The sequence below is a fragment of the Streptomyces sp. NPDC031474 genome (assembly GCF_055581185.1).
Window position 1 is genome coordinate 166,052 of sequence record NZ_JBVIJX010000012.1, and the last position, 24,214, is coordinate 190,265.

Consider the following 24,214-nt stretch of genomic DNA (forward strand, 5'->3'; position numbering starts at 1 on the left):
CAGTCCTGGCCTCAGGCGCGGTGCTGGCCGAGGCGGCCCACGCCGCCGAACTCGATCCACTCCTGGGTGAGTTGGCGAGGAGCGACCTCGGTGTCGGGGCGCCAAGTGGAGACCTCCACCAGTCCCGGGTCGAGGATGTCCAGGCCCTCGAACAGTGCGGCGACGTCCTTCTCCTGGCGGACCCGGCCCCAGTGGCCCTGGGTGGCCTTGTCCATGAAGTCGGTGACGAACTCCCTGACCGCCGGGTCCTCACTGACCAGCTGACACATCACCAGATAGCTGCCGGGGGCGAGGCGTTCGGCCACCCGGCGGACAACCGCTTGCGGTCCGTCGGTGTCGCTGTCGGGGATGCAGTGGAAGACCGAGTTGAACAGCACGGCCACCGGCTGCGAGAAGTCGAGCAGGCGCTCGGTGTCCTCGTGGGCGAAGATGGCCTCCGTCTCCCGCATGTCGGCGTGGATGACGGTGGTCCGCTCGTCCTGCTCCAGCAGGGCCCGGCCGTGCACGAGCACCATGGGGTCGTTGTCGACGTAGACGACGTGCGCGGTCGGGTCGATGCGCTGGGCGACCTGGTGGACGTTGTCCTGGGTGGGCAGGCCTGAGCCGTGGTCGAGGAACTGCCGGATCCCGTACTCCTGGGTCAGGGTCTTCACGACCCGCTGCAGGAAGCGCCGGTTGTTCAGCGCGAGGGCGCGGGTGCTGGGGACGACCTTGTCGAGTTCCTCGCAGGCCGCGCGGTCGGCCGCGTAGTTGTCCTTGCCGCCCAGGTAGTGGTCGTACATGCGCGCGGCCGTCGGAACCGTGGCATCGATCGACGTGGACAGCTGTTTGCCAGGCTGCATCTCTTCCCCCAGATCCCCGCCGTGCCCCGGACTGGCGCGGCCGACAACACATCCTAGGGAAACGGCAATTGACGACACCACCCCTTGATCGACAGTTCCCCTGAAGGGGTCCGACCGAGAGCGGCATTGGACTGATGGTCCAGAGTCTGGACCCGTGGTCTAATGGGGGTTATGGATTACCGGGAAACCGAGCGGGACGCGACGCTGCGTGCGCTCACGCCATTCGTGGACGGGATCGCGGCCACCTTCGGGCCGGTGTGCGAGGTGGTGCTGCACGACTACCGGCGGCCGGAGAAGTCCGTCGTCGCCGTCGCCGGGTCGGTGACCGGGCGGACGGTCGGCGGGGCGATGAGCGAGATCGGCATGCGGGTCCTCGCCCGCGGCGACGACGCCCTCGACGAGCTGAACTACGTCACCCGCACCGGCGCAGGAAAGCTCGTGAAGTCGTCCACGATGGTGCTGCGCGACTCCACGGGCGCGGTGTTCGGCGCGCTGTGCGTCAACGTGGACGTCACCGAGGTGGACCGGGTGCAGGGGCTGCTGGCCGCGCTCGCCGGGACGCCCGCAGGGCCGGCCGACGCGCCCGTGACCACCTTCGGCGACGACATCGACTCCGTCGTCGACGCCCTTCTCGACGCCCAGCTGACGCGCCAGGACCAGACCTGGGCGGGCCTCGACCGGCCGCGTCGCCTGGCGCTCTTCCGCGGTCTGGACGAACGCGGGGTGTTCGCCGTGCGCCGCGCGATCGAGCAGGTCGCCGTCCGCCTCGGCATCTCCCGGGCCTCCGCCTACAGCTACCTCTCCCAGGCCAGAGCCTCCCGCACGACCGCGGCGAACGGCGCCGACGACACCCCCGAGGGAGCCCGTCCGTGACGACCGCACCCCTGCCGATCACCCTCGACGACGTGCGCGACGCGGCCGCCCGCCTCAAGGGCGTCGCGCACCGCACCCCCGTGCTGCGCTCGCGCACCCTCGACCGGATCGTCGGCGCCGAGGTCCTCCTGAAGTGCGAGAACTTCCAGCGCGTCGGCGCCTTCAAGTTCCGCGGCGCCTACAACGCGGCCTCCCGGCTGGCCCCCGATCAGCTCGCGAGGGGCATCGCCGCGTACTCCTCCGGCAACCACGCCCAGGCGGTCGCCCTGGCCGCACGCGAACTCGGGACCACCGCCGTGATCGTCATGCCCGCGGACGCGCCCCGCTCCAAGCGGGCGGCGACGGCAGGCTACGGCGCGGAGATCGTGACGTACGACCGCTATGCCGGCGACCGGGTGGCCATCGGAGAGGCGCTGGCCGCCGAGCGGGGCCTGGCGCTGATCCCGCCCTATGAGCATCCGCACGTCATGGCGGGCCAGGGCACTGCGGCCCTCGAACTTCTGGAGGAGGCGGGGGAGTTGGACGCCCTGCTGGCGCCGGTCGGGGGCGGCGGACTGATCGCGGGCAGCGCGACCGCGCTCAAGGGACTGCGGCCCGGCATCCGCGTCGTCGGCGTCGAACCGGAGGCGGGCGACGACACCAAGCGGTCGCTGGAGGCGGGCCGGCGGGTCGAGATCCCGGTGCCGCGCACCATCGCCGACGGCCAGGCCCTGCACACGCCCGGGGAGCTCACGTTCTCGGTGAACCGGCGGCTCGTGGACGGGATCGTCCTGGTCAGCGACGACGAGATCCGCGCGGCCATGCGGTTCGCCTTCGAACGCCTGAAGATCGTCGTGGAGCCCAGCGGCGCCACCCCGCTCGCCGCTCTCCTCGCCGGACGGGTCGACGGCCTGCCCCGGCGCGTCGGAGTGATCGTTTCCGGCGGCAACATCGACGCCGCTCGCTTCGCCGAACTGTGCAGCGGCGCCGGCTGACCGGGGCGCATCCTCCGATTGGCGGCGCCCGGGGGACGGGCGGACCATGGAAGGAGTGGGGCTCGGCCCTCGACCGACGACGCCCAGAGCCGCCGGGGAGACCGGCCCCGGCCGTGCTGAGGTACGGCCGGAAGGAGGGAGCGTCATGCTGGAAGTGAAGACGCTCGACAAGCCGGACGAGCGCCGCGATTTCCCCCGCGGCCACCTGGAGGCCGTCCACATGACAGGTCTCGACTTCGCCGTCGGGACCTTCGAGCCCGGGTGGCGCTGGTCGGAGTCCGTGGCGCCGATCGCGGGAACCAGCATGTGCCAGGTCCACCACAACGGCTATGTGGTCCAGGGGCGCATGCACATCACGATGGAGGAGGGCGGCGAGGGGGAAGTCGGCCCCGGTGACGTCTTCGTGATCCCGCCGGGCCACGACGCATGGGTCGTGGGCGACGAACAGTGTGTGGTGTACGACTTCGCCGGGACGATGGCGAACGTGTACGCGAAGGCCAAGGACAGCTAGCCGGTAGCCGGAAAGAGACAGCCGACCGGAAAAGGCGGTCAGCCGGAAAAGGGCGGCCAGTCGGACCGTAAACGCTAGACCGGGAGCAACCGGCCCACCAGGATGCCGAGTTGGTGGGCGTTGCGGCACTCGTGCATCGCGACCAGCTCGGCGTACTCGGGTGCGGCCGAATCGCCCGTGCCCCATAGGGTCCGGGGCTCGGGGTTCAACCAGTGCACATGCCGGGCCTGTTCGGCGATCTGACGGAGCGCGGCCAGGTTGGGGTCGCTCATGTTCGTGCGGGCGTCGCCGAGCACGAAGACCGTGGTGCGCGGGCCGACCGCGGCGTCGTAGCGCTGCACGAACTCGCCCAGGGCGCCCCCGTAGTCGCTGCTGCCGTGGTAGCCCGTGACCCGCGCCTCGCCCTGGATCCGGGCGCCGAGGCCCTCCGGGTCGGCGGCCCCGTGCTGGAGCAGCCCCGTCACCTCGTCGATCCGGTTGACGAAGGCGAACACGCGCACCTTGCTGAACTGGTCGTGCAGCGCCTGCACCAGCAGCATCGTGAAGTCGGAGAATCCGGACACCGAGCCCGACACATCGCACAGCAGCACCAGCTCGGGGCGGGCCGGACGCCGACGGCGCAGCACGGGCCGCATCGGTACCCCGCCCGTCGACAGGGAGCCGCGCAGGGTGCGCCGCAGATCGATCGTGCCCCGGGACGCCCGGCGGCGGCGCGCCGCCATACGCGTGGCCAGTCTGCGGGCCAACGGTTGCACCGTCCGCCGCAGTTCGGCCAGCCGGTCCCTTCCCGCGTACAGGAAGTCGACCCGGTCGGCGGTCGGCGCCACCGCCCGCCGGGCGATCTCGTCCCGCCCGCGCCGCTCCGCCACCCGGCGCCGCGCCTCCTGGGCCACCAGGGCCCGGAAGGCCTCGATGCGCCGCCGGATCTCGTCCTCCAACAGCCGGTCGGCGAAGCCGGAACCGCCGCCCCGGGCCCGGATGTCGTCCCGCACCCGCGCCAACAGCGTCTGCGGGCGCAGCCGTTCCAGGGTCTGATGCGACGACCAGCCGTCCGCGCCCGGTGAACTCCCGTATCCGCCAAGCCCGTCGACCGCCTCGATCGCCAACCGGCCCAGCATCGCCTCGTCGTTCGCGGCGAGCGCGGCGGCGAGCCGGTCGCGCAGGTCGTCCCGGTCGCCGGGCTCGTCCTGGGGAGCGCCGACGCCGCGCGGGAAGTACAGGTCGAAGACGGTGTCGAACAACCGCCGTTGGTCCGTCGAGTGCAGCAGCGTCGCGGCCAGTCCCTCGCGCAGCAGCACGCGGTCGGCGAAGCCCAGTGCCGCCGTCGCCTCGGCGGCGTCCACCGTCTCGCCGGTGCCGACGCGGACGCCGTGGGCGCGCAGCGCGGCGACGAAGCCGACCAGACGGTCGGCGACATCGGCGCTCACACGGCGTCCAGGTCGAGCTTCGCACCGGCCTTGAGGACGTCGTCCTGGTGCTTGAGGATCACGCCCAGACTGTCGCGTACGACGCTCTCGTCGAGGGTGGTGGCGCCGAGCGCGAGCAGCGTGCGCGCCCAGTCGACGGTCTCGGCGACGGAGGGCGCCTTGCGCAGATCCATCGCGCGCAGCGCACCGACCACCCGGACCACCGACTCGGTGAGCGCCGCGTCGATGCCGGGGACCTTCAGCCGGACGATCCGCCGCTCCAACTCCTCCTCGGGGAAGCCGATGTGGAGGAACAGACAGCGGCGGCGCAACGCCTCCGACAGCTCACGGCCGGCGTTGGAGGTGAGGACGACGAAGGGGCGACGGGTCGCGGTGATCGTGCCCAGCTCCGGGACGGTGACCTGGAAGTCGCTGAGCACTTCGAGGAGCAGTCCCTCCATCTCGACGTCGGCCTTGTCGGTCTCGTCGATCAGCAGGACCGTCGGTTCCTCGCCCCGGATGGCGGTCAGCAGGGGCCGCGGGAGGAGGAACTCCTCGCTGAAGACGTCGGTGCGGGTCTCGTCCCAGGCCTCGTCGCGGCCCGCGCTGATGCGCAGCAACTGCTTGGCGTGGTTCCACTCGTACAGCGCCCGGGACTCGTCCACGCCCTCGTAGCACTGAAGTCGTACCAGCCGGGCCCCCGCGGCCTCGGCCACCGCCTTGGCGAGTTCCGTCTTGCCGACCCCGGCCGGGCCCTCCACGAGCAGCGGCTTGCCGAGCCGGTCGGCGAGGAAGACGGTCGTGGCGACGGCGGGCGAGGCGAGATAGCCGGTCTCGGCGAGCCGGGCCGAGACATCGTCGACGGACGTGAACAACGGGGCCTCCGGGAGTCGATCGCGGCTGGACAGGTCCGATCACATATCTAAGCGCTTGTTCACCTCCCTTGTCGATGTTTGTCGATGTTTGTCGATGGTTGCCGATGCGGTCGGTGGAGGCGTTGTCAGTGGCGGCACGTACGGTGCACGCATGGGTGTCTATCTCGTGAGCGTGAGTCCACAGGACTGGTCGGTGCCGGGCGAGGACGGCTATGGAGACGTAGCCTCTGCCCTCGACACGGAGCTGGCGCGGCGCGGACTGCCGCCGTACGCACCGAAGGCCCCCGGGCCCCAGGGCTGGTTCGAGGAGAAGATCAGCCCGTCCATGGACGGCTTCGTCGAGCTGTGCCGGGCGCAGCTGTCACCGGAGGAGGGGCACACCCTCCTCGACTGGTCGCTCCTGGTCCCGTTCGCGCTGGAGGAGGCCATCGAGCTGCCCGTCGGCTCCGCGTACGCCGACGAGACCCTGGTCGTCGGAGCGCCGTACGTCCTCGCCCTCGCCGAGCGGCTCGCCGCGGCCCTCGGCCTGCCGCTGGACCTGATACCGGCGACCTTCGGCAACCTCGAACTGACCCTGTGGTTCCTGGAGGGCGAGGCGGAGCAGGCCGCGGCGCACCGGCCAGGCCCCTGGGCCGAGGACCTGGCCACCGCGTTCTACACGGCCGTGTACCTGCGGGCCGCCCAGTACTCCCTGCGCCACGGCTGCGCCCTGACCTACTGCTGAGCAGGCGCCGTCAGCGCACCAGGATCACCTCGAGCGTGCGGGGGCCATGCACTCCCTCCACCCGGTCCAGCTCGATGTCGCTGGTGGCGGAGGGGCCCGAGATCCAGGTCAACGGGCGTCCGGGGTCGAGTCGTTCGAGCCCCTGGGGGACGGACGCCACGACCTGGTCCGGCACCCGCACCACACAGACGTGGTGGTCGGGGACCAGGGTGATCCGGCGACGGCCCTGGTCGGGGCCGGCGTCCAGGACGATCGTCCCCGTCTCGGCGATCGCCACCGCGCACGCCGTGACCACGCTGTCGACCCGGTCGAGCTCCCGCGCGGTGCTCTCGGCAAGGTCCTCGACCCGCTCGGCATCGGTCTCGGCGAGCCACCGAGGGTCCAGACCCGGCGGCACGACCACCGACTTCGCCCCGCGCTCACCGAGCAACCGCCCGATCACGGAAGCCAGTTCGGCCTCCGGGCACCGGTGCACGAGCGCCCGGTAGTCCGCCAGGTTCTCCGCCAGCAGCTCCACCGTCTCCTCGACGCCCAGGCTGCCGTGCTCCCGCAGATAGTCGCGCGCGACGGCCTGCTCGTACTGGGGGTCCCTCCCAGGCCCTTTAGGCACTGGGGGAGTGTCGTCCTGCGGTACGTCGGCGAGCGCGCGCCGCACCCGGCCCAGGATCCGCTCCCTGCTGGTCCCGCTGTTCACGCTGTTCACGCTGTTCACCTCGTCGCTCCCTTGCCGGTGGTGCCGCCGTTCGTCCGCTGCCACCAGTCACGGAACGGCTCCGCGGGCACGGCCGGCAGATCCCGGGTGCCGCTCCACGCCTTGCCCGGACCGGGCAGGGTACGCGGGTGCAGGCGGCGCGTGCGGGAGGCGAGCCGCTGGCCGGTGCGCAGGGCGCCGGGGCTGCTGAACGCCCAGCGGGCCGCCCGCATCGCGGCTCGTTCGGCGGCATGGCCCTTGGCCGGCTTCAGGACCACCTTGTTGCCGTCCCGTGTCACCGGCCCGCCCTCGACGACCCGTTCCCGCAGGTGCACCAGCACCTCCGGGATGTCGATGGCGACCGGGCACACCTCGTAGCAGGCGCCGCACAACGACGACGCGTACGGCAGCGAGGCGTCGATCTCGCTCTGCGTGCCGCGCAGTTGCGGGCTGAGGATCGCGCCGATCGGGCCCGGGTAGACGGAACCGTAGGCGTGACCGCCGGCCCGCTCGTACACCGGGCAGACGTTCAGACAGGCCGAGCAGCGGATACAGCGCAGGGCCTGGCGGCCGACCTCGTCGGCGAGGGTGTCGGTGCGGCCGTTGTCCAGCAGCACGAGGTGGAAGGTATGCGGCCCGTCGCCGTCGGTCGTGCCGGTCCAGGTGGTCGTGTACGGGTTCATGCGCTCGGCCGTCGAGGATCGGGGCAGGGTCTGCAGGAACACCTCCAGGTCCCGCCAGGCCGGCACGATCTTCTCGATGCCGACGACGGAGATCAGCGTCTCGGGGAGCGTCAGGCACATCCGCCCGTTGCCCTCCGACTCGACGACGACCAGGGTGCCGGTCTCCGCGACCATGAAGTTCGCTCCGGAGATCCCGACCTTGGCCCGCAGGAACTTCTCACGGAGGTGGAGGCGGGCGGCCTCGGCGAGTTCGGCGGGCGTGTCGGTGAGGCCCTCGGGAGCCGGGCGCCCCCACTCGCTCATCTCCGCGCGGAAGATGTCCCGGATCTCACCCCGGTTGCGGTGGATCGCGGGGACGAGGATGTGCGAGGGACGGTCCTTGCCCAGCTGCACGATCAGCTCGGCGAGATCGGTCTCGTAGGCGCGGATGCCCTCGGCCTCGAGCGCCTCGTTGAGCCCGATCTCCTGGGTGGCCATGGACTTGACCTTGACGACCTCCCGCTCGCCGGTCTCCCTGACCAGCCGGGCCACGATCCGGTTCGCCTCGTCCGCGTCGGCGGCCCAGTGGACCGTGCCGCCGGCCGCCGTGACCGACTCCTCCAACTGGACCAGATACCGGTCGAGATGACGCAGGGTGTGGTCCTTGATCCGCTTGCCGGCCTCCCGCAGCTCCGCCCAGTCGGACACCTCGGCGACCGCCTTCGCGCGCTTGGCGCGGATGGTGTGCGTGGCATGCCGCAGATTGCCGCGCAGGGTCGGGTTGCCGACCGCCTCGCGCGCGGCCTTCGGAAACGCCGGCATCCCGACGAACGTCCCGCTCACAGCGCAGGCTCCCCTTCTGTGCTCGCCAGGATCTCCGCGATGTGCACCGGGCGCATGCCCGTCTTCAGCCGGGTCATGGTCCCGCCGATGTGCATGAGGCAGGAGTTGTCGGCCGCGCACAGCACCTCGGCGCCCGTCGACTCGGCGTTGCGCACCTTGTCGGCGCCCATCGCAGCCGAGACGTCCGCGTTCTTCAGCGCGAACGTCCCGCCGAAGCCGCAGCACTCGTCGGCGCCGGGCAGCTCGACCAGCTCCAGCCCCTTCACCGCCTGGAGCAGCCGCCGGGGCCGCTCCCCGAGCCCGAGACCGCGCAGTCCGTGACACGTCGGGTGGTAGGTCACCGTGTGCGGGTAGTACGCGCCGACGTCCGTCACCCCCAGCACATCGACCAGGAACTCGGTGAGCTCGAACGTCTTCGGGACCACCGGCGCCAGCGTGGCGGCGAGGGTGTCCCCCCGCCCCTCGGCCCGGGCCCGCTCGCCCATCCGCGGATACAGCTCCCGCACCATCGCCCCGCAGGACCCCGACGGTGTGACGATCGCCTCGTACTCCCTGAATACATCGGAGTAATGCCGGGCGAGCGGCTCGGCCTCATGGCGGTAGCCGGTGTTGTAGTGGGCCTGGCCACAGCAGGTCTGAGCCATCGGGAAGTCGACCTCGACACCCAGCCTGGTCAGGAGTTTCACCACGGCGCGGCCGGTGTCGGGATAGAGCGTGTCGTTGACACAGGTCAGGAACAGTGCGACACGCATCGCGGCTCCTCAGAGTTGGTCATCGGATGAGTGCAGGGTAGTCCGGCACAGCGGCTGAGGGGAGACCCCGTCTCACCGTGTGGCGAGCCGGGCCTCCGCCGCGCGCCACCGCTCGCCGCCGCCCTGCGGTTCGTAGCGGGTCAGGGGCTGCGTACGGGAGAGCAGCCGGCGCATCTCGGCGCGATCGCCGACCAGCCCGTGCGCCCGGGCCTGGACGAGCACGTTGCCGAGTGCGGCCGCCTCCGTCGGACCGGCCACCACCGGCAGCCCGCAGGCGTCGGCGGTGAGCTGGCACAGCAGCGCGTTGCGGGTGCCGCCGCCGACGATGTGGACGACGTCGACCGGGTGATCGGCGAGCCGCTGCGCCTCGGCTACGGCCCGCCGGTGGGCGAGGGCGAGGGAGTCGAGGATGCAGCGCGTGATCTCGGCGGGAGAGACGGGCACCGGCTGCCCGGAGGCACGGCACGCCTCGGCGATCCGCTCCGGCATCCGCCCGGGCGCCAGGAAGGCCGCGTCCCCGGCGTCCACGACGGACCGCAGCGCCGGCACGGCCGCCGCCTCCCGCAGCAGGGCGCCCAACTCCGGGTCGCCCCAGGCCCGTACGCACTCCTGGAGCAGCCACAGTCCCATGATGTTGCGCAGGTAGCGGACCGTGCCGTCGAGGCCCAGCTCGTTGGTGAAGTTGGCGGCGCGGCTCGCCTCGGTGAGCACGGGCGCGTCCAGCTCCAGCCCGGCCAGGGACCAGGTGCCGGTGCAGATGTAGGCGAACCGTTCGCCGACCGCGGGGACGGCGGCCACGGCCGAGGCCGTGTCGTGCGAGCCGACGGCCGTCACCGGCACCGGCCCGGTCAGCCCGGTCTCCTGAAGCACCTCGGCCCGCAGCAGCCCGGCCGGATCGCCGGGCCGGCGCAGCGGCGCGAACAGCTCCAGGTCGATGCCCAGCCGGGCGGCCACGTCATAGGACCAGTCGCCCGTGCGGGGATCGATGAGCTGGGTGGTGGAGGCGTTGGTGAGCTCGGTGCCCTGCTCGCCGGTCAGCCAGTACGTCAGCAGATCAGGAATGAGCAACAGCCGCCGCGCCTGCGCCAGTTGGGCCGAGGAGGCCGCGGCCGTCAGCTGGTACAGGGTGTTGAACGGCGCGTACTGCAGGCCGGTCGCCGCATACAGCTCGGCTGCCGGGACGGCCGCCCACACCTTCTCCGCGACGCCCTCGGTCCGGGCGTCGCGATAGTGCACGGGGTTGCCGAGCAGCGCCCCGTCGGCGTCGAGCAGGCCGTAGTCCACCGCCCAGCTGTCGATGCCGACGGAGTCCACCCGGCCGGCCGCCCGCAGCCCGTCCAGCACTCCCGCGTACAGCGACAGCACATCCCAGCGCAGCCCCTCCGGAACCCGGACCGGCCGGTTGGGGAAGCGGTGCGCCTCCGCGAGCTCCAGCGAGTCCGGGCTCACCCGGCCGACCATGACACGCCCACTGGACGCGCCGAGGTCGACGGCGGCGTACGACTTCACGGCCGTCACCGGAGGAACGCGGCCGCCACACCCGCGTCGACGGGGACGTGCAGTCCGGTGGTGTGGGTGAGCTCCCCGCCCGTCAGCGCGAACACGGCGTTCGCGACATGCTCCGGCAGCACCTCACGCTTGAGGATGGTCCGCTGCGCGTAGAACTCGCCCAGCTTCTCCTCCTGGACCCCGTACACGGCCGCGCGCTGGGCGCCCCAGCCGCCGGCGAAGATGCCGGAGCCGCGCACCACGCCGTCCGGGTTGACCCCGTTGACGCGGATGCCGTGCTCGCCCAGCTCGGCGGCCAGCAGCCGCACCTGGTGGGCCTGGTCGGCCTTGGTGGCGGAGTAGGCGATGTTGTTGGGCCCGGCGAACACGGCGTTCTTCGACGCGATGTAGACGATGTCGCCGCCCAGCCCCTGAGCGATCATCACCCGTGCCGCCTCACGCGAGACGAGGAACGAACCGCGGGCCATGATGTCGTGCTGGAGGTCCCAGTCCTTCGCGGAGGTCTCCAGCAGCGGCTTGGAGATGGAGATCCCGGCGTTGTTGACGACGAGGTCGACCCCGCCGAAGGCGAGCGCGGCGGCCTTGAAGGCGCCGGCGATCTGCTCCTCGGACGTCACGTCGACGGTGACGGCGACGGCCTTGTCCGGCCCGCCCAGCTCCTCGGCGACGGCGGCGGCGTTCTCGGCGTTGAGATCGGCGACGACGACACACGCGCCCTCGGCGACCAGCCGGTGCGCGATCGCCTTCCCGATCCCGCTCCCGGCCCCCGTCACCAGCGCCACCCGGGTGGCGAGCGGCTTGGGCTTCGGCATCCGCTGGAGCTTGGCCTCCTCCAGCGCCCAGTACTCGATGCGGAACTTCTCCGACTCCTCGATCGGCGCGTAGGAGGACACCGCCTCGGCCCCGCGCATCACGTTGATCGCGTTGACGTAGAACTCGCCGGCCACCCGGGCCGTCTGCTTGTCCTTGCCGAAGGAGAACATGCCCACACCGGGCACCAGCACGATCGCCGGGTCGGCGCCGCGCATGGCGGGGGAGTCGGGCTCGGCATGCCGCTGGTAGTAGGCGGCGTACTCCTCGCGGTAGCCGGCGTGCAGTTCCTTCAGCCGCGCGATCGCCTCCTCCAGCGGAGCGCCCGGCGGCAGGTCGAGGACCAGCGGCCGCACCTTGGTGCGCAGGAAGTGGTCCGGGCAGGAGGTGCCGAGCGCGGCGAGCCGCGGGTGCTCGGCCCGCGCCACGAAGTCCAGCACGGCGTCGGAGTCGGTGAAGTGCCCGACCTGCGGCTTGTCCTGCGAGGCGAGGGCCCGCACGTACGGCGCGAGCGCGGCGGCCCGCTCCCGCCGCTCGTCCTCGGGCAGTGCCTCGTAGCCGTCGATGAGGGGACCGAAGGGCTCGGCCCTCCCCTTCTCCGCGAGGAAGGCCTCGGCGGTGCGGATGATGTGCAGCGAGTTGCGCTCGCACTCTTCGGAGGTGGCCCCCCAGGCGGTGATGCCGTGTCCGCCGAGGACCACACCGATCGCCTGCGGGTTGGCTTCCTTGATCGCGGCGATGTCCAGCCCCAGCTGGAACCCGGGCCGCCGCCAGGGCACCCAGGCCACCGCGTCGCCGAAGCACTCGGCGGTGAGCTTCTCCCCGTCGGCCGCGCAGGCGAGCGCGATCCCGGAGTCGGGGTGCAGATGGTCGACGTGGGCGGCGTCGACGAGCCCGTGCATGGCGGTGTCGATCGACGGAGCCGCCCCGCCCTTGCCGTGCAGGCAGTAGTCGAACGCGGCGACCATCTCGTCCTCGCGCTCGACACCGGGGTAGACGTCGACGAGGCCGCGCAGCCGGTCCAGCCGCAGCACGGCCAGCCCGGCCTCGGTGAGCGTCCCGAGGTCCCCACCGGACCCCTTCACCCACATCAGCTCGACATCCCCGCCGGTCACAGGATCGGTCTCGGTGCCCTTGGCGGACGCGTTCCCGCCGGCGTAGTTGGTGTTACGAGGATCAGCGCCGAGCCGATGAGAACGAGCGATGAGCGCAGCGGCTTCGGGATGCGGTGCCATGACTGTCTTTTCCTAACTACGTGAACACGGGTGAGAGGAGCGCCCCAGAGGGGCGCGGGGAACTGCGCGACCGGCCACAACGGGCCCGCGGCCGACGACGGACGGACGACGGCGGACGCTTACGCGCCCCACCCCGCCTGCTCCCCGCCGACCCGCTCGGCAACGATCTTCTCGGCCCATCCCGACCGCCGGTAGGCCGCCATCGGCTCGGGGTCCAGCCCCATCTCCTCCCGTACCTCGCGAAGAAGGGGCCGCACGTCGGTGTTGTACGCGTCCATCACCACCGCGTTCGCCTCCAGCACATCCCCGGAAGCCTGCGCAGCAGCCAGCGCCGACCGGTCGACCAGCAGCGCCTTCGCCGTGGCCTCCTGCACGTTCATCACGGAACGGATGATCGCCGGGATCTTCGCCTCGATGTTGTGGCACTGGTCGAGCATGAACGCCACGTCGGACGTGAACCCGCCCCCGCGCACCACCTCGTACATGATCCGGAACAGCTGGAACGGGTCGGCGGCGCCGACCATCAGGTCGTCGTCGGCGTAGAACCGCGAGTTGAAGTCGAACCCGCCGAGCTTGCCCTCCCGCAGCAGCGTGGCGACGATGAACTCGATGTTGGTCCCGGGCGCGTGGTGCCCGGTGTCGACGACGACCTGAGCCTTCGGTCCGAGCTTCAGACAGTGCGCGTACGCCGTCCCCCAGTCCGGCACGTCCGTCGAGTAGAACGCGGGCTCGAAGAACTTGTACTCGAGCAGCATCCGCTGTCCGTCGCCCAGCCGGGCGTAGACCTCGGCCAGGCCCTCGGCCAGCCGGTCCTGCCGGCCGCGGAGGTCGTCCTGCCCGGGATAGTTGGTCCCGTCGGCGAACCACAGCTTCAGATCGGCGGAGCCCGTCGCGTCCATGATGTCGACGCACTCCAGCAGATGATCGAGCGCCTTGCGCCGCACGGCCGCGTCCGGGTGGCAGATGCTGCCCAGCTTGTAGGCGTCGTCCTGGAAGGTGTTGGAGTTGATCGCCCCGAGCTTCACGCCCCGGTTCTCGGCATGTTTCGCAAGTGCGGAGTAGTCCTCCACCTTGTCCCACGGAATGTGCAGCGCGACGGTCGGGGCGACGCCGGTGAACGCGTGCACCTGCGCCGCGTCGTCCAGCTTCTCCTGCGGGGTGCGCGGAACGCCCTGCTGGGCGAACACCTTGAAGCGGGTCCCCGAGTTCCCGTACGCCCACGACGGCGTCTCGACGGCCTGGGTCTTCAACGCGGCCTTCACCGCGGCGAGGTCGGTCACTTCGGGCTCCTGTGACATCGGTCCGGAACGGCTCCCGGATGAAACGATTCAGAACGGGAAGCTATGAGCCTGCGGGTGGAGTGTCAACCCCTCCGCCCAGGACCGTTGTCCGTGACCGCCGCGTGACCTTCGACTATCGAAAACTTTTCGAGACGTACCCATTGACGCGACATGCCCGTCATGCCTAACGTCCCGGCAATCCAGTTGAAACCTTTCACGACGTCGTGACGGCCCCTCCGGCTCTCGGTGGGAACGGTTCGCGGACGTCGTCGAGGAGCCACCCATGACCCACCCGTCCGACACGGGACCGGCCCCGGTGCTCGCGCTGAGGGACGTAGCCAAGTCCTTCGGCGCCGTACGCGCCCTGCGGGGCGTCTCCCTGGAGCTGTTCCCCGGCGAGGTGCACGCACTCGCCGGCGAGAACGGCGCGGGCAAGTCGACCCTCATCAAGACCCTCGCGGGGGTGCACCGGCCCGACGCGGGTCGGGTGCTGCTCGACGGTGAGCCCGTCGTCTTCCATGGTCCCGGCGACGCCCGCGACGCCGGCATCGCCGTGATCTACCAGGAGCCCACGCTCTTCCCCGACCTCTCGATCGCCGAGAACATCTTCATGGGCCGCCAGCCCCGGCGGGCCCTGGGCCGGATCGACCACAAGGCGACCCACGCGGCCACCGCCGCGCTGATGAAGCGCCTCGGCGTCGACCTCGACCCGGACCGACCCGCGCGCGGCCTGTCCATCGCCGACCAGCAGATCGTCGAGATCGCCAAGGCGCTCTCGTTCGACGCACGCGTCCTGATCATGGACGAGCCGACCGCCGCCCTCACCGGCAGCGAGGTCGCCCGCCTCTTCGGAGTCGTGCGCACCCTGCGCGAACAGGGCGCGGCCGTGCTCTTCATCTCCCACCGCCTCGAGGAGATCTTCGAGATCTGCCAGCGGGTGACCACCCTGCGCGACGGCGCCTGGATCGCGAGCGAGCCGATCGAGGGCATGGCCGAGGACGACCTGGTCCGCCGCATGGTCGGCCGCGACCTCGACGAGCTCTACCCGAAGCAGGACGTCACGCCGGGCGAAGTCGCCCTCAGCGTCCGCCGCCTCACCCGTGAGGGTGTCTTCACCGACGTCTCCTTCGAGGTCCGGCGCGGCGAGATCGTCGGCCTGGCCGGACTCGTCGGCGCGGGGCGCACGGAGGTGGCCCGGGCGGTGTTCGGCATCGACCGCTGGGACGGCGGCGAGGTCTTGGTGGACGGCCGTCCGCTCACCAACGGAGCCCCCTCCACCGCGATGTCCGCGGGCCTGGCCCTGGTCCCGGAGGACCGGCGCGCCCAGGGCCTGGTGATGGACATGTCCATCGAGCGCAACATCGGCCTCACCGGCCTGCGGACGACCGTCAGGGCCGGCCTGATGGACCGCGGCGCCGAGCGCAGCCGCTCCCTCGACTGGGCGGTCAAGCTCCAGGTGAAGTACGCCCGGATCGCCGACACCGTCAACACGCTCTCCGGCGGCAACCAGCAGAAGGTCGTCCTCGCGAAGTGGCTGGCCACCAGCCCCAAGGTGCTCATCGTCGACGAGCCGACCCGCGGCATCGACGTCGGTACCAAGGCCGAGGTGCACCGGCTGCTCAGCGAGCTGGCCGCCGACGGCGTCGCCGTCCTGATGATCTCCTCCGACCTGCCCGAGATCCTCGGCATGGCCGACCGCGTGCTGGTGATGCACGAGGGGCGCCTGACCGCCGAGATCCCCCGTTCCGACGCCACCGAGGAAACCGTGATGGCCGCAGCCACCGGGAGGGCCGCCGCATGACGGTGACCACCTCCCACGAGGCCCCCGTCGCCGAGGCGCCCAAGTCGGGCGGCACCCGGCTCGTCGACCGCGTCTTCAAGATGCGCGAACTGGCCATCCTGGTCGTCTTCCTGGCGATGATCGCCATCACCCAGGCGGGCAACAGCGAGTTCCTGTCCGAGCAGGGCATCAAGGACCTGCTGCTGAACGCGACGATCCTGGTCCTGGTCGCCACCGGCCAGTCCCTGGTCGTCATCACCCGCAACGTCGACCTGTCGGTCGGCTCCACCCTCGGCATCAGCGCCTTCGCGGCCGGCACCTATCTGCACGGTGGCGGCAACCCGGTGATCGCGATCGTGCTGGCCGTGCTGCTCGGCATCGGCTTCGGCCTGCTGAACGGCCTGCTCGTCAGCCTCGGTCAGGTGCCCGCGCTCGTCGTCACCCTCGGCACGCTGTACATCATCCGGGGCATCGACTCCATCTGGGTCGGCTCCCGTCAGATCACCGCGGCCGACCTCCCTGGCGGCTTCGTGGACTTCGGCTCCGGCGGCCTGTCCGCCGTCCCGTATCTCGCGCTCATCGCGCTGGCCGTCCTGATCGCCACCGCCTACTACCTCAAGCACTTCGGCAGCGGGCGCGAGCTGTACGCCCTCGGCTCCAACCCCGAGGCCGCCAGGCTCGCCGGCATCCCGGTCCGCAAGCGCATCCTCGCCGCGTACACCTTCTGCGGCGGCCTCGCCGGCCTCGCGGGCGCCATGTACCTGGCCCGGTTCGGCAACGTCGACTCCAGCACGGGCAACGGCTACGAACTCACCGTCGTCAGCGCGGTCGTGGTCGGCGGCGTCGTCTTCACCGGCGGCTCCGGCAGCGTCTACGGCGCCGCACTCGGCGCGCTGCTGCTGACGTCCATCAACAGCGTGCTGCCCGCCCTGGGCGTCAGCTCGGTCTGGGTGCTGGCCATCAACGGCGTCCTGCTCCTGCTGGCCATCGCGGTCGACCGGGTCGTCGCCCTGCGGGTGGCGTCCGCGCTGAAGAAGAAGTCGGCGTCCGTCAAGCCGGCCGTAGAGAAGGGGGAGGCTCGTGCCTGAGTCCCTCAACCGAGCGATCCGCTGGGACACCGTCGTCGGGGCCCTCCTGATCGTCCTGCTGCTGTTCTCCTTCACCACCGTGGACGGATTCGGCAACGCGCTGAACCTGTCGTTCCTGATCGGCAACACCCTCCCGATCGCGCTGATCGCCCTGCCGATGACGCTGCTGGTGGTGTCCCGGGAGATCGACCTGTCGGTCGCCTCCACGGCCGGCCTGTCCGGCGCGGTGATGGGCGCCCTGTGGAACCAGGGCCTCACCATCGAGGCGATCATCCCCATCTGCCTGCTGCTGGGCGTGGTCTGCGGGCTCGTCAACGGCCTGCTCGTCACCCGGCTCGGGCTGCCGTCCCTGGCCGTCACCATCGGCACGCTGGCCGCCTACCGGGGCATCGCGCAGATCGTGCTCGGCTCCGACGCGGTCACCGACTTCCCCACGCAGTACCTCGACTTCGCGGCCGGACGCGTCGGGGACAGCTTCCTCCCGCAGGCCTTCCTGCCCTTCGTCGTCCTGCTCGCGATCGCGGTGGTCGTCCTGCACGCCACCCCGTTCGGCCGCTCGCTCTTCGCGATCGGCGCCAGCGAGGAGGCAGCCCGGTTCGCCGGCATCCGGGTCAAGCGACAGAAGCTGATCCTGTTCACGGTGACCGGTCTGATGGCCTCCCTCACCGGCATCTTCTGGGCCCTGCACTACGCCAGCGCCCGCTACGACAACGCCACCGGCCTCGAACTCTCCGTCATCGCGGCCGTCCTCCTCGGCGGCATCGACTTCGACGGAGGAAAGGGCACGCTCGGCGGCGCGATCGCGGGAGTCTTCCTGCTCGGCGCGGCGCAGAACGTGATGAGCCTGAAGGACGTCTCCGCACAGTCGCAGATCGTCGTCACCGGCGTCCTGCTCGTCGTCTCCGTGCTCGGCCCCCGGGTCGCACGGCAGATCTCCGTCGCGAGGGCAGGCCGTAGAGCCGCCGCCTCGACCTCGACGGCTTGAGAAACAGCCCTCCTCGTAAAGGACCCACACCACCATGCGCAAGTCATCTCTCCGTCGTGCCTGCGCGGCCGTCGCCGCCGTCTCCTCCCTCGCCCTCGCCGTGACCGCCTGCGGCGGCACCACCAAGGAGGACGTGAAGAACGAGAGCACCGGCGCCGCCGCCTCCGGCGGCAAGGCCGACCCGAACGCGGCCACCAAGAAGGGCCTGACGGTCGGCTTCCTGCCGAAGCAGGTCAACAACCCGTACTTCACCTCCGCCGACAAGGGCGGCGAGGCGGCCCTGAAGGAGCTCGGCTCCAGCTACAAGGAGGTCGGCCCGTCCAGCGCGACCGACACCTCGGGGCAGGTGTCGTACGTCAACACCCTCACCCAGCAGCAGGTCGACGGGATCGCCGTGTCCGCGCAGGACCCGGGCGCCCTGTGCACCGCGCTGAAGCAGGCCATGAGCAACAAGATCAAGGTCGTCACCTACGACTCGGACACCAACCCCGAGTGCCGTAACGCCTTCGTCTCGCAGGCCTCCGCCGAGGACCTGGGCCGCACCGAGGTGCAGCTGCTCGCCCAGCAGATCGGCTACAAGGGCGAGATCGCGATCCTGTCGGCCGCGCAGACCGCGACGAACCAGAACGTCTGGATCGACTTCATGAAGAAGGAGCTGGCGGACCCGAAGTACAAGGACATCAAGCTCGTCAAGGTCGCGTACGGCAACGACGACGCCCAGCAGTCCTTCCAGCAGACCCAGGGCCTGCTCCAGCAGTACCCGAACCTGAAGGGGATCATCTCCCCGACCACCGTCGGCATCAAGGCGGCCGCGCAGTACCTGTCGGGCTCCAAGTACAAGGGCAAGGTCAAGCTGACCGGCCTCGGCACCCCGAACGACATGCGCACCTACGTCAAGAACGGCACCGTCGACGCCTTCGAGCTGTGGGACCCCTCGAAGCTCGGCGCGCTGGCCGCGCAGACCGCGGTGGCGCTGGCCTCCGGCCAGATCACCGGCAAGGAGGGCGAGACCTTCAAGGCCGGCGGCACCACGTACACCATCGGCAAGGACGGCGTGATCAGCCTCGGCAAGCCGACCGTGTTCGACGCCAAGAACATCGACCAGTTCAACTTCTGAGCCGGGAGCGGTACTTCATGCAGCGCGTCTGTTTCCTGCTCAAGGTCCGTCAGGACCGGCTCGCCGAGTACCGCGAACGCCATGCCGCCGTGTGGCCGGAGATGCTGGACGCTCTCTCGGCCACCGGCTGGCACAACTACTCACTCTTCCTGAGAGACGACGGCCTGCTCGTCGGTTACCTGGAGACCGAGGACTTCGCGGCCGCCCAGGCCGGCATGGAGGCCGCCGAGGTCAACGCCCGCTGGCAGGCGGAGATGGCGCCGTTCTTCGAGTCGCTGGACGGCGCCCGCCCCGACGAGGCCATGAAGCCGCTCACCGAAGTCTTCCACCTCGCCTGACACCTCCTGCCGTCCCCCTCCCCGCCGCCCTTCCCCGCCCCCCTTCCCCGCTCCCTCGCCCTTCTGCTCTCGCACGACAACGGAGTCCCCCGAGATGAGACGACGCACCCTGCTGGCCGGCGCCCTCCTCAGCGCCGCGGCTTCCCCCGTCCTCGCCGCCGGCACCGCACGCGCCGCCGACCCAGGCCCCTCGGTCACCAGGAAGACCACCACCCAGCTCGACGCGACGGCCATCTTCTTCGTCTCCTACGACGGCCTGGTCAACAACAACTCGTTCCAGAAGAACGGCCTGCTGACCTACAAGGGCTACCAGTACGCCACCTGGTACACCTCCACCGGCAACGCGGTCGTCGCCCGCCGCGTCCTCGGCGGCAGCACCTGGTCGACCGTGACCCTCTCCCACGTCCTCAAGACCAGCGACTCCCACAACGTCATCTCCATGGGCGTCTCCAAGGCCGACGGCCGGCTCCACCTCAACATGGACTCCCACAGCGACGGCTTCTTCTACGTGAAGTCGACAGCCGGACTCCTCGACAACCCGGCGACCACCTCCTGGACGTCCTCCGTCTTCGGCGCCGTGCAGACCACCCTCGACGGCCTCGCCCTCACCTCGCAGTTCACCTACCCGCAGTTCGTCTCCACGCCCGAGGGCAAGCTCCAGCTCAGCTACCGGGTCGGCATCTCCGGCAACGGCCGCAACGCCCTCGCCGAGTACGACGGTTCGACGTGGACGAACCTCGGCGAATGGTCCAGCTCCACCGGCACCTACACCAGCGAGCACGGCTCCAGCACGGCCCGCAACATGTACCTGCACGGCATCGACTACGACGTCAACGGCCGGCTGCACTCCTTCTTCACCTGGCGTGAGCAGAACGGCGCCGTGATGTGCTCCAGCGGCGGCATCACCAACCACGACACCGGCTACGTCTACTCCACCGACCGCGGCCGCACCTGGCGCAACAACGCGGGCACGCTCGTCGGCACCACCGGCACCTCCGACACGGTCGCCGTCACCGACTCCGGTCTGGTCGTCGACCCCCTCAACCCCGACCACTCCCTGATGAACCAGGAGAGCCAGACCACCGACTCCACAGGCCTCCCGCACGCCGTCATCAGCTATGTGCCCGGCCGCTTCGGTCAGTGCACCACGAACTACGTCAGCGACCGCACCGCCAACGGCCGCGCCTTCCATCTGCGCAAGAACTCCTCCGGCAGCTGGCAGAAGACGGAGATCCCCGTCGTCCTCGGCTCCAGCCAGCGCACCAAGCTTGTCCTGGACAAGTACGACAACGCGTACGCGATCTTCCCCTTCGGGCGGATAGCCGGCGCCTCGAAGTCCTCCGGCTACACGGACTGGACGGTGCTGTTCGACGGCAGCGGCCTGAACGCCTTCGGCGAGGTCGTGATCGACGAACTGCGGGTCAAGGCCGACAACACGCTGTCGTTCATGTACCAGGAGAAGTCGAGCGGGACGACCCCCTCGGCGCTCCACGTCATCGACTTCGCCCTGCCCGCATGACCCGCACACAGACAAGGACAGGGGCGCGGCGGCCTGACGGTAATGTGAAGGCCGTCCCGCCGTGCCCCGTTCACCTGGAGGTCCCCGCCTGATGGCCCATTCGGTGGGAATCAAGGACGTCGCCCGTGCCGCCGGAGTCTCTGTCGGCACGGTGTCCAACGTCATCAACCGCCCGGACACCGTCGCCACCGAGACCCGCGCCCGGGTGCTCTCGGCGATAGACCGGCTCGGCTACGTCCGCAGCGAGTCGGCCCGCCAACTGCGCGCGGGCCGCAGCCGGATCATGGGGCTGCTCGTCCTCGACATGGGCAACCCCTTCTTCGTGGACGTCGCCCGCGGCGCCGAGCGGGCCGCACGGGACGCCGGGCTCGGCGTGATGGTCTGCAACAGCGCCGAGAGCGCCGGCGAGGAGGCCGAGTACCTGTCGCTCTTCGCCGAGCAGCGGGTGCGGGGCGTGCTGCTCACCCCGGCCGACGCCACCGGCCGCAACATCGAGTCCTTCCGCCGGCACGGCATCCCGTTCGTGCTCGTCGACCGGGTCTCCGAGGGCACCACCGAGTGCTCGGTGTCGGTGGACGACGTGGCGGGCGGCGCGCTCGCCGTCCGGCATCTCATCGACGCCGGACACCGCTCCATCGCCTACGTCAGCGGCCCGCCCGGCTTCACCCAGGTCCGCGACCGCCGCACCGGCGCGCTGAACGCGCTCGCCGAGGCGGGCCTCGGCCCCGAGCACCTGCGCGAGCTGCCCACCGAACGCCTCGACGTCGCCGCCGGCCGGGACGCGGGCGCCCGGCTGCTCGGCCTCGCGGTCCGGCCGACCGCCGTGTTCTGCGCCAACGACCTGCTCGCCCTCGGCGTCCTGCAGGCCATGTACGCGGCCGGCGTCGGCGTCCCCGACGACCTCGCCATCGTCGGCTACGACGACATCGAGTTCGCCGCCGCGGCAGCCGTCCCCCTCACCTCCGTGCGCCAGCCCGCCGTCACCATGGGCGCCCTCGCCGCGGAGATGCTGCTGGAGGAGACCGAGGAGAGCGAGGAGAGGGGAGCGCACACCGGACGGCACGAACACCGGCGGGTCGTCCTCCAGCCGGAACTGGTGGTGCGCCGGTCCAGCCTTTCGGCGCGCTGAGCGGCGGTTCAGTACCCGCGCGGCGCGCCCGATCGGCAGGAGTCATGATCCCCCGGACTTCGGAGCCGCCCGGACATGTGCTGAACTGGGACGCGGTCCGCTTCACCGATCGCCCCGGGAGCCCCTGTTGTCCGTCAGCTACCGCCAGCCCGGCGTCGTCCTCACCGACCGCCGCTTCACCGTGCCCCTCGACCACGCCGACCCGGCCGGGGAGACGATCGGGCTCTACGCCCGCGAGGTCGTCGCGAGCGACAAGGCGGAGAAGGACCTGCCCTGGCTGGTCTACCTCCAGGGCGGCCCCGGCTTCGGCGCCAACCGGTTCGTCGGCAAACCGGCCTGGCTCGGCCGCGCGCTGAAGGAGTACCGGGTCCTCCTCCTCGACCAGCGCGGCACCGGCCATTCCACCCCCGCCAACCGCCAGACGCTCCCGCTGCGCGGCGGACCGGCCGCACAGGCCGACTACCTCACGCACTTCCGCGCCGACTCCATCGTCCGCGACTGCGAGCTGATCCGTCGCGAGGTCACCGGCGGCGCCCCGTGGACCGTCCTCGGCCAGAGCTTCGGCGGCTTCTGCACGGTCACCTATCTCTCCCTCGCCCCCGAGGGCCTCGCCGCCGCCGTCATCACCGGCGGCCTGCCCTCCCTCGACGCCCACGCCGACGACGTCTACCGCGCCGCCTACCCGCGCATGGAGCGCAAGGTCGCCGCGCACTACACGCGCTACCCGCAGGACGTCGAACGCGTCCGCCGCATCGCCGACCACCTCCTGCACCACGAGGTGACGCTCCCGGCCGGCTACCGGCTCACCGTCGAGGCCTTCCAGACGGTCGGCATCCTTCTCGGCGGCAGCGAGGGCAGCCACCGCCTGCACCACCTCCTCGAGGACGCCTTCGTCCCCACCCCGCAGGGCCCGGAGCTGTCCGACGCCTTCCAGGAGGAGATCCAGAGCCTCCTGTCCTACGCCGGACACCCCCTCTACGCCCTCGTCCACGAGGCCATCTACGGCCAGGACGCCCGCCCCACCGCCTGGGCCGCCGACCGGGTGCGCGCCGAGTTCCCGCAGTTCGACGCGGCGAAGACCCTCGCCGGCGACGGACCGCTGCTGCTCACCGGCGAGACCGTCCACCCCTGGATGTTCGACGCCGACCCCGCGCTGCGCCCGCTGCGCGAGACCGCCGAACTCCTCGCCGCCCGCACCGACTGGCGGCCCCTGTACGACCCGGCCCGCCTCGCCGCCAACGAGGTCCCGGTCGCGGCCGCGATCTACCACGACGACCTGTACGTCGACACCGCCCACTCGCTGAGCACCGCCCGCGCCGTCCGCGGCCTGCGCACCTGGGTCACCGACGAGTTCGAGCACGACGGCGTCCGGGCCGGCGGCCCCCGTGTCCTGGACCGCCTGCTCGCCCTCACCCGAGACGAGGCGTGACGCCGGCGTCACCGCCACTGCCACCTTCCCCGTCACTGTCACGGGCACCGGCTAGTCTGCCGAGATGACCGAGCCGACGACCGCCCAGCTCGCCCAGCTCGAGCCCATGCCCGAGGACTGGCGGCGTGCCCTGGCCGTGGTGGCCCACCCGGACGACCTGGAGTACGGGTGCTCCGCGGCGGTCGCCGCCTGGACCGACGCCGGCCGCGAGGTCGCCTACGTCCTGGCCACCCGCGGTGAGGCGGGCATCGCCACCCTCGCTCCCGCCGAGTGCGCCCCGCTGCGCGAGCGGGAGCAGCAGGCGAGCGCGGCCGTGGTGGGCGTGTCGACGGTCGAGTTCCTCGGCCACCGGGACGGCGTCATCGAGTACGGGCTCGCCCTGCGCCGGGACATCGCCGCCGCGATCCGCAGACACCGTCCCGAACTGGTCATCACCCTCAACCACCGTGACACCTGGGGCGGGGTCGCCTGGAACACCCCCGACCACGTCGCCGTCGGCCGCGCCACCCTGGACGCGGCCGGGGACGCCGGCAACCGCTGGATCTTCCCGGAACTCATCGAGCAGGGCCTTGAGCCGTTCGACGGCGTGCGCTGGGTCGCCGTGGCCGGCTCCGTGACGCCCACCCACGCCGTGGACGCGTCGGCGGGACTGGAGCGGGCGGTCGGCTCGCTCCTCGAACACCGCACGTACATCGAGGCGTTGACCGACGAGGAGCCGGAAGCGTACGCACGGCGGTTCCTGACCGGGGTGGCCCAGTCCGTGGGCGAGCGGTTCGGCGGGCGACCGGCCGTGGCGTTCGAACTGTTCAGTCGGTAGGGCGGTGCCGCAGGTCAGTAGGGTG

Annotated in this window: 22 protein-coding genes; 13 read left to right on the forward strand and 9 right to left on the reverse strand. The window is 71.1% G+C overall.

The annotated features are described in order from the left end of the window. Positions 1-11: 11 nt before the first annotated feature. On the reverse strand, positions 12-842 hold the full coding sequence (locus tag ACZ5SK_RS26165; RefSeq protein ID WP_334574860.1) for an SAM-dependent methyltransferase: 831 nt from the start codon (positions 840-842) through the stop codon (positions 12-14). Between the two features lie 171 nt (positions 843-1,013). Between ACZ5SK_RS26165 and ACZ5SK_RS26170 the strand changes: the two genes are divergently transcribed. From ACZ5SK_RS26170 to ACZ5SK_RS26180, 3 genes are all read left to right on the forward strand, one after another. Then, positions 1,014-1,715: a helix-turn-helix transcriptional regulator gene (locus ACZ5SK_RS26170; RefSeq protein WP_457494076.1), complete on the forward strand. Its 702-nt coding sequence runs from the start codon at positions 1,014-1,016 to the stop codon at positions 1,713-1,715. Beyond that, complete coding sequence (locus tag ACZ5SK_RS26175) at positions 1,712-2,689, forward strand: pyridoxal-phosphate dependent enzyme (RefSeq protein WP_468576637.1); 978 nt, start codon at positions 1,712-1,714, stop codon at positions 2,687-2,689. The genes ACZ5SK_RS26170 and ACZ5SK_RS26175 overlap by 4 nt, the downstream gene beginning before the upstream one ends. Positions 2,690-2,834: 145 nt before the next feature. Continuing rightward, on the forward strand, positions 2,835-3,200 hold the full coding sequence (locus tag ACZ5SK_RS26180; RefSeq protein WP_334574854.1) for a cupin domain-containing protein: 366 nt from the start codon (positions 2,835-2,837) through the stop codon (positions 3,198-3,200). 74 nt (positions 3,201-3,274) lie between these two features. On the opposite strand, the gene ACZ5SK_RS26185 is transcribed toward ACZ5SK_RS26180, so the two are convergent. Further along, positions 3,275-4,627 (reverse strand): vWA domain-containing protein, encoded by a 1,353-nt coding sequence (locus tag ACZ5SK_RS26185; protein WP_468576638.1) that lies wholly within the window; start codon positions 4,625-4,627, stop codon positions 3,275-3,277. Further along, the gene (locus tag ACZ5SK_RS26190; protein WP_319339172.1) at positions 4,624-5,481 is read right to left on the reverse strand and encodes an AAA family ATPase; all 858 of its coding nucleotides are present in this window, start codon (positions 5,479-5,481) and stop codon (positions 4,624-4,626) included. Before ACZ5SK_RS26190 ends, ACZ5SK_RS26185 begins: the two co-directional genes overlap by 4 nt. 151 nt (positions 5,482-5,632) lie before the next feature. Between ACZ5SK_RS26190 and ACZ5SK_RS26195 the strand changes: the two genes are divergently transcribed. Continuing rightward, the gene (locus ACZ5SK_RS26195) at positions 5,633-6,205 is read left to right on the forward strand and encodes a hypothetical protein (RefSeq protein ID WP_334574849.1); all 573 of its coding nucleotides are present in this window, start codon (positions 5,633-5,635) and stop codon (positions 6,203-6,205) included. Between the two features lie 10 nt (positions 6,206-6,215). Here ACZ5SK_RS26195 and ACZ5SK_RS26200 read toward each other — a convergent pair whose 3' ends face one another. The 6 genes from ACZ5SK_RS26200 to rhaI all read right to left on the reverse strand — a co-directional run bounded on the left by ACZ5SK_RS26200 (position 6,216) and on the right by rhaI (position 13,987). Then, the gene (locus tag ACZ5SK_RS26200) at positions 6,216-6,917 is read right to left on the reverse strand and encodes a LutC/YkgG family protein (RefSeq protein ID WP_468576639.1); all 702 of its coding nucleotides are present in this window, start codon (positions 6,915-6,917) and stop codon (positions 6,216-6,218) included. Next, a complete protein-coding gene (locus tag ACZ5SK_RS26205) occupies positions 6,914-8,401 on the reverse strand; it encodes a LutB/LldF family L-lactate oxidation iron-sulfur protein (RefSeq protein WP_334574846.1) in 1,488 nt (495 codons plus the stop codon). The genes ACZ5SK_RS26200 and ACZ5SK_RS26205 overlap by 4 nt, the downstream gene beginning before the upstream one ends. Then, positions 8,398-9,153 carry a (Fe-S)-binding protein gene (locus tag ACZ5SK_RS26210; RefSeq protein WP_334574845.1) on the reverse strand — a complete coding sequence of 252 codons (756 nt, stop codon included), beginning with the start codon at positions 9,151-9,153 and terminating at the stop codon, positions 8,398-8,400. Before ACZ5SK_RS26210 ends, ACZ5SK_RS26205 begins: the two co-directional genes overlap by 4 nt. Before the next feature lie 72 nt (positions 9,154-9,225). Further along, positions 9,226-10,662 carry a rhamnulokinase gene (locus ACZ5SK_RS26215; protein WP_361702885.1) on the reverse strand — a complete coding sequence of 479 codons (1,437 nt, stop codon included), beginning with the start codon at positions 10,660-10,662 and terminating at the stop codon, positions 9,226-9,228. Between the two features lie 5 nt (positions 10,663-10,667). Further along, a complete protein-coding gene (locus tag ACZ5SK_RS26220) occupies positions 10,668-12,707 on the reverse strand; it encodes a bifunctional aldolase/short-chain dehydrogenase (RefSeq protein ID WP_361702883.1) in 2,040 nt (679 codons plus the stop codon). Positions 12,708-12,826: 119 nt separating this feature from the next. Beyond that, on the reverse strand, positions 12,827-13,987 hold the full coding sequence (rhaI, locus tag ACZ5SK_RS26225) for an L-rhamnose isomerase (protein ID WP_334574842.1): 1,161 nt from the start codon (positions 13,985-13,987) through the stop codon (positions 12,827-12,829). 283 nt (positions 13,988-14,270) lie between these two features. On the opposite strand from rhaI, the gene ACZ5SK_RS26230 reads away from it, so the two are divergent. From ACZ5SK_RS26230 to ACZ5SK_RS26270, 9 genes are all read left to right on the forward strand, one after another. After that, positions 14,271-15,788, forward strand: coding sequence for a sugar ABC transporter ATP-binding protein (locus ACZ5SK_RS26230; protein WP_334574840.1), 1,518 nt, complete (start codon positions 14,271-14,273; stop codon positions 15,786-15,788). After that, positions 15,785-16,855: an ABC transporter permease gene (locus tag ACZ5SK_RS26235; protein WP_334574839.1), complete on the forward strand. Its 1,071-nt coding sequence runs from the start codon at positions 15,785-15,787 to the stop codon at positions 16,853-16,855. Before ACZ5SK_RS26230 ends, ACZ5SK_RS26235 begins: the two co-directional genes overlap by 4 nt. After that, positions 16,848-17,840, forward strand: a complete 993-nt coding sequence (locus ACZ5SK_RS26240; RefSeq protein ID WP_468576640.1) for an ABC transporter permease — start codon at positions 16,848-16,850, stop codon at positions 17,838-17,840. Before ACZ5SK_RS26235 ends, ACZ5SK_RS26240 begins: the two co-directional genes overlap by 8 nt. 34 nt (positions 17,841-17,874) lie before the next feature. After that, positions 17,875-18,957: a rhamnose ABC transporter substrate-binding protein gene (gene rhaS, locus ACZ5SK_RS26245; protein ID WP_334574837.1), complete on the forward strand. Its 1,083-nt coding sequence runs from the start codon at positions 17,875-17,877 to the stop codon at positions 18,955-18,957. A 17-nt stretch (positions 18,958-18,974) separates the two neighbouring features. After that, positions 18,975-19,295 (forward strand): L-rhamnose mutarotase, encoded by a 321-nt coding sequence (locus ACZ5SK_RS26250; RefSeq protein ID WP_079657971.1) that lies wholly within the window; start codon positions 18,975-18,977, stop codon positions 19,293-19,295. A 94-nt stretch (positions 19,296-19,389) separates the two neighbouring features. After that, complete coding sequence (locus ACZ5SK_RS26255) at positions 19,390-20,814, forward strand: BNR repeat-containing protein (RefSeq protein ID WP_457494080.1); 1,425 nt, start codon at positions 19,390-19,392, stop codon at positions 20,812-20,814. Positions 20,815-20,905: 91 nt separating this feature from the next. Further along, entirely contained in the window at positions 20,906-21,943 is a 1,038-nt protein-coding gene (locus ACZ5SK_RS26260; RefSeq protein WP_334574833.1) for a LacI family DNA-binding transcriptional regulator, read from the forward strand. Between the two features lie 127 nt (positions 21,944-22,070). Then, the gene (locus ACZ5SK_RS26265; protein ID WP_334574831.1) at positions 22,071-23,372 is read left to right on the forward strand and encodes an alpha/beta fold hydrolase; all 1,302 of its coding nucleotides are present in this window, start codon (positions 22,071-22,073) and stop codon (positions 23,370-23,372) included. Between the two features lie 64 nt (positions 23,373-23,436). After that, a complete protein-coding gene (locus ACZ5SK_RS26270; RefSeq protein WP_361702876.1) occupies positions 23,437-24,189 on the forward strand; it encodes a PIG-L deacetylase family protein in 753 nt (250 codons plus the stop codon). The last annotated feature ends 25 nt before the right edge of the window (positions 24,190-24,214 follow it).

Coding starts and splice junctions, on each gene's coding strand:
- ACZ5SK_RS26165 (WP_334574860.1), bottom strand. CDS start 842: ATGCAGCCTGGCAAACAGCTGTCCACGTCGATCGATGCCACGGTTCCG.
- ACZ5SK_RS26170 (WP_457494076.1), top strand. CDS start 1,014: ATGGATTACCGGGAAACCGAGCGGGACGCGACGCTGCGTGCGCTCACG.
- ACZ5SK_RS26180 (WP_334574854.1), top strand. CDS start 2,835: ATGCTGGAAGTGAAGACGCTCGACAAGCCGGACGAGCGCCGCGATTTC.
- ACZ5SK_RS26195 (WP_334574849.1), top strand. CDS start 5,633: ATGGGTGTCTATCTCGTGAGCGTGAGTCCACAGGACTGGTCGGTGCCG.
- ACZ5SK_RS26210 (WP_334574845.1), bottom strand. CDS start 9,153: ATGCGTGTCGCACTGTTCCTGACCTGTGTCAACGACACGCTCTATCCC.
- ACZ5SK_RS26220 (WP_361702883.1), bottom strand. CDS start 12,707: ATGGCACCGCATCCCGAAGCCGCTGCGCTCATCGCTCGTTCTCATCGG.
- ACZ5SK_RS26230 (WP_334574840.1), top strand. CDS start 14,271: ATGACCCACCCGTCCGACACGGGACCGGCCCCGGTGCTCGCGCTGAGG.
- ACZ5SK_RS26235 (WP_334574839.1), top strand. CDS start 15,785: ATGACGGTGACCACCTCCCACGAGGCCCCCGTCGCCGAGGCGCCCAAG.
- rhaS (WP_334574837.1), top strand. CDS start 17,875: ATGCGCAAGTCATCTCTCCGTCGTGCCTGCGCGGCCGTCGCCGCCGTC.
- ACZ5SK_RS26250 (WP_079657971.1), top strand. CDS start 18,975: ATGCAGCGCGTCTGTTTCCTGCTCAAGGTCCGTCAGGACCGGCTCGCC.
- ACZ5SK_RS26255 (WP_457494080.1), top strand. CDS start 19,390: ATGAGACGACGCACCCTGCTGGCCGGCGCCCTCCTCAGCGCCGCGGCT.
- ACZ5SK_RS26260 (WP_334574833.1), top strand. CDS start 20,906: ATGGCCCATTCGGTGGGAATCAAGGACGTCGCCCGTGCCGCCGGAGTC.
- ACZ5SK_RS26270 (WP_361702876.1), top strand. CDS start 23,437: ATGACCGAGCCGACGACCGCCCAGCTCGCCCAGCTCGAGCCCATGCCC.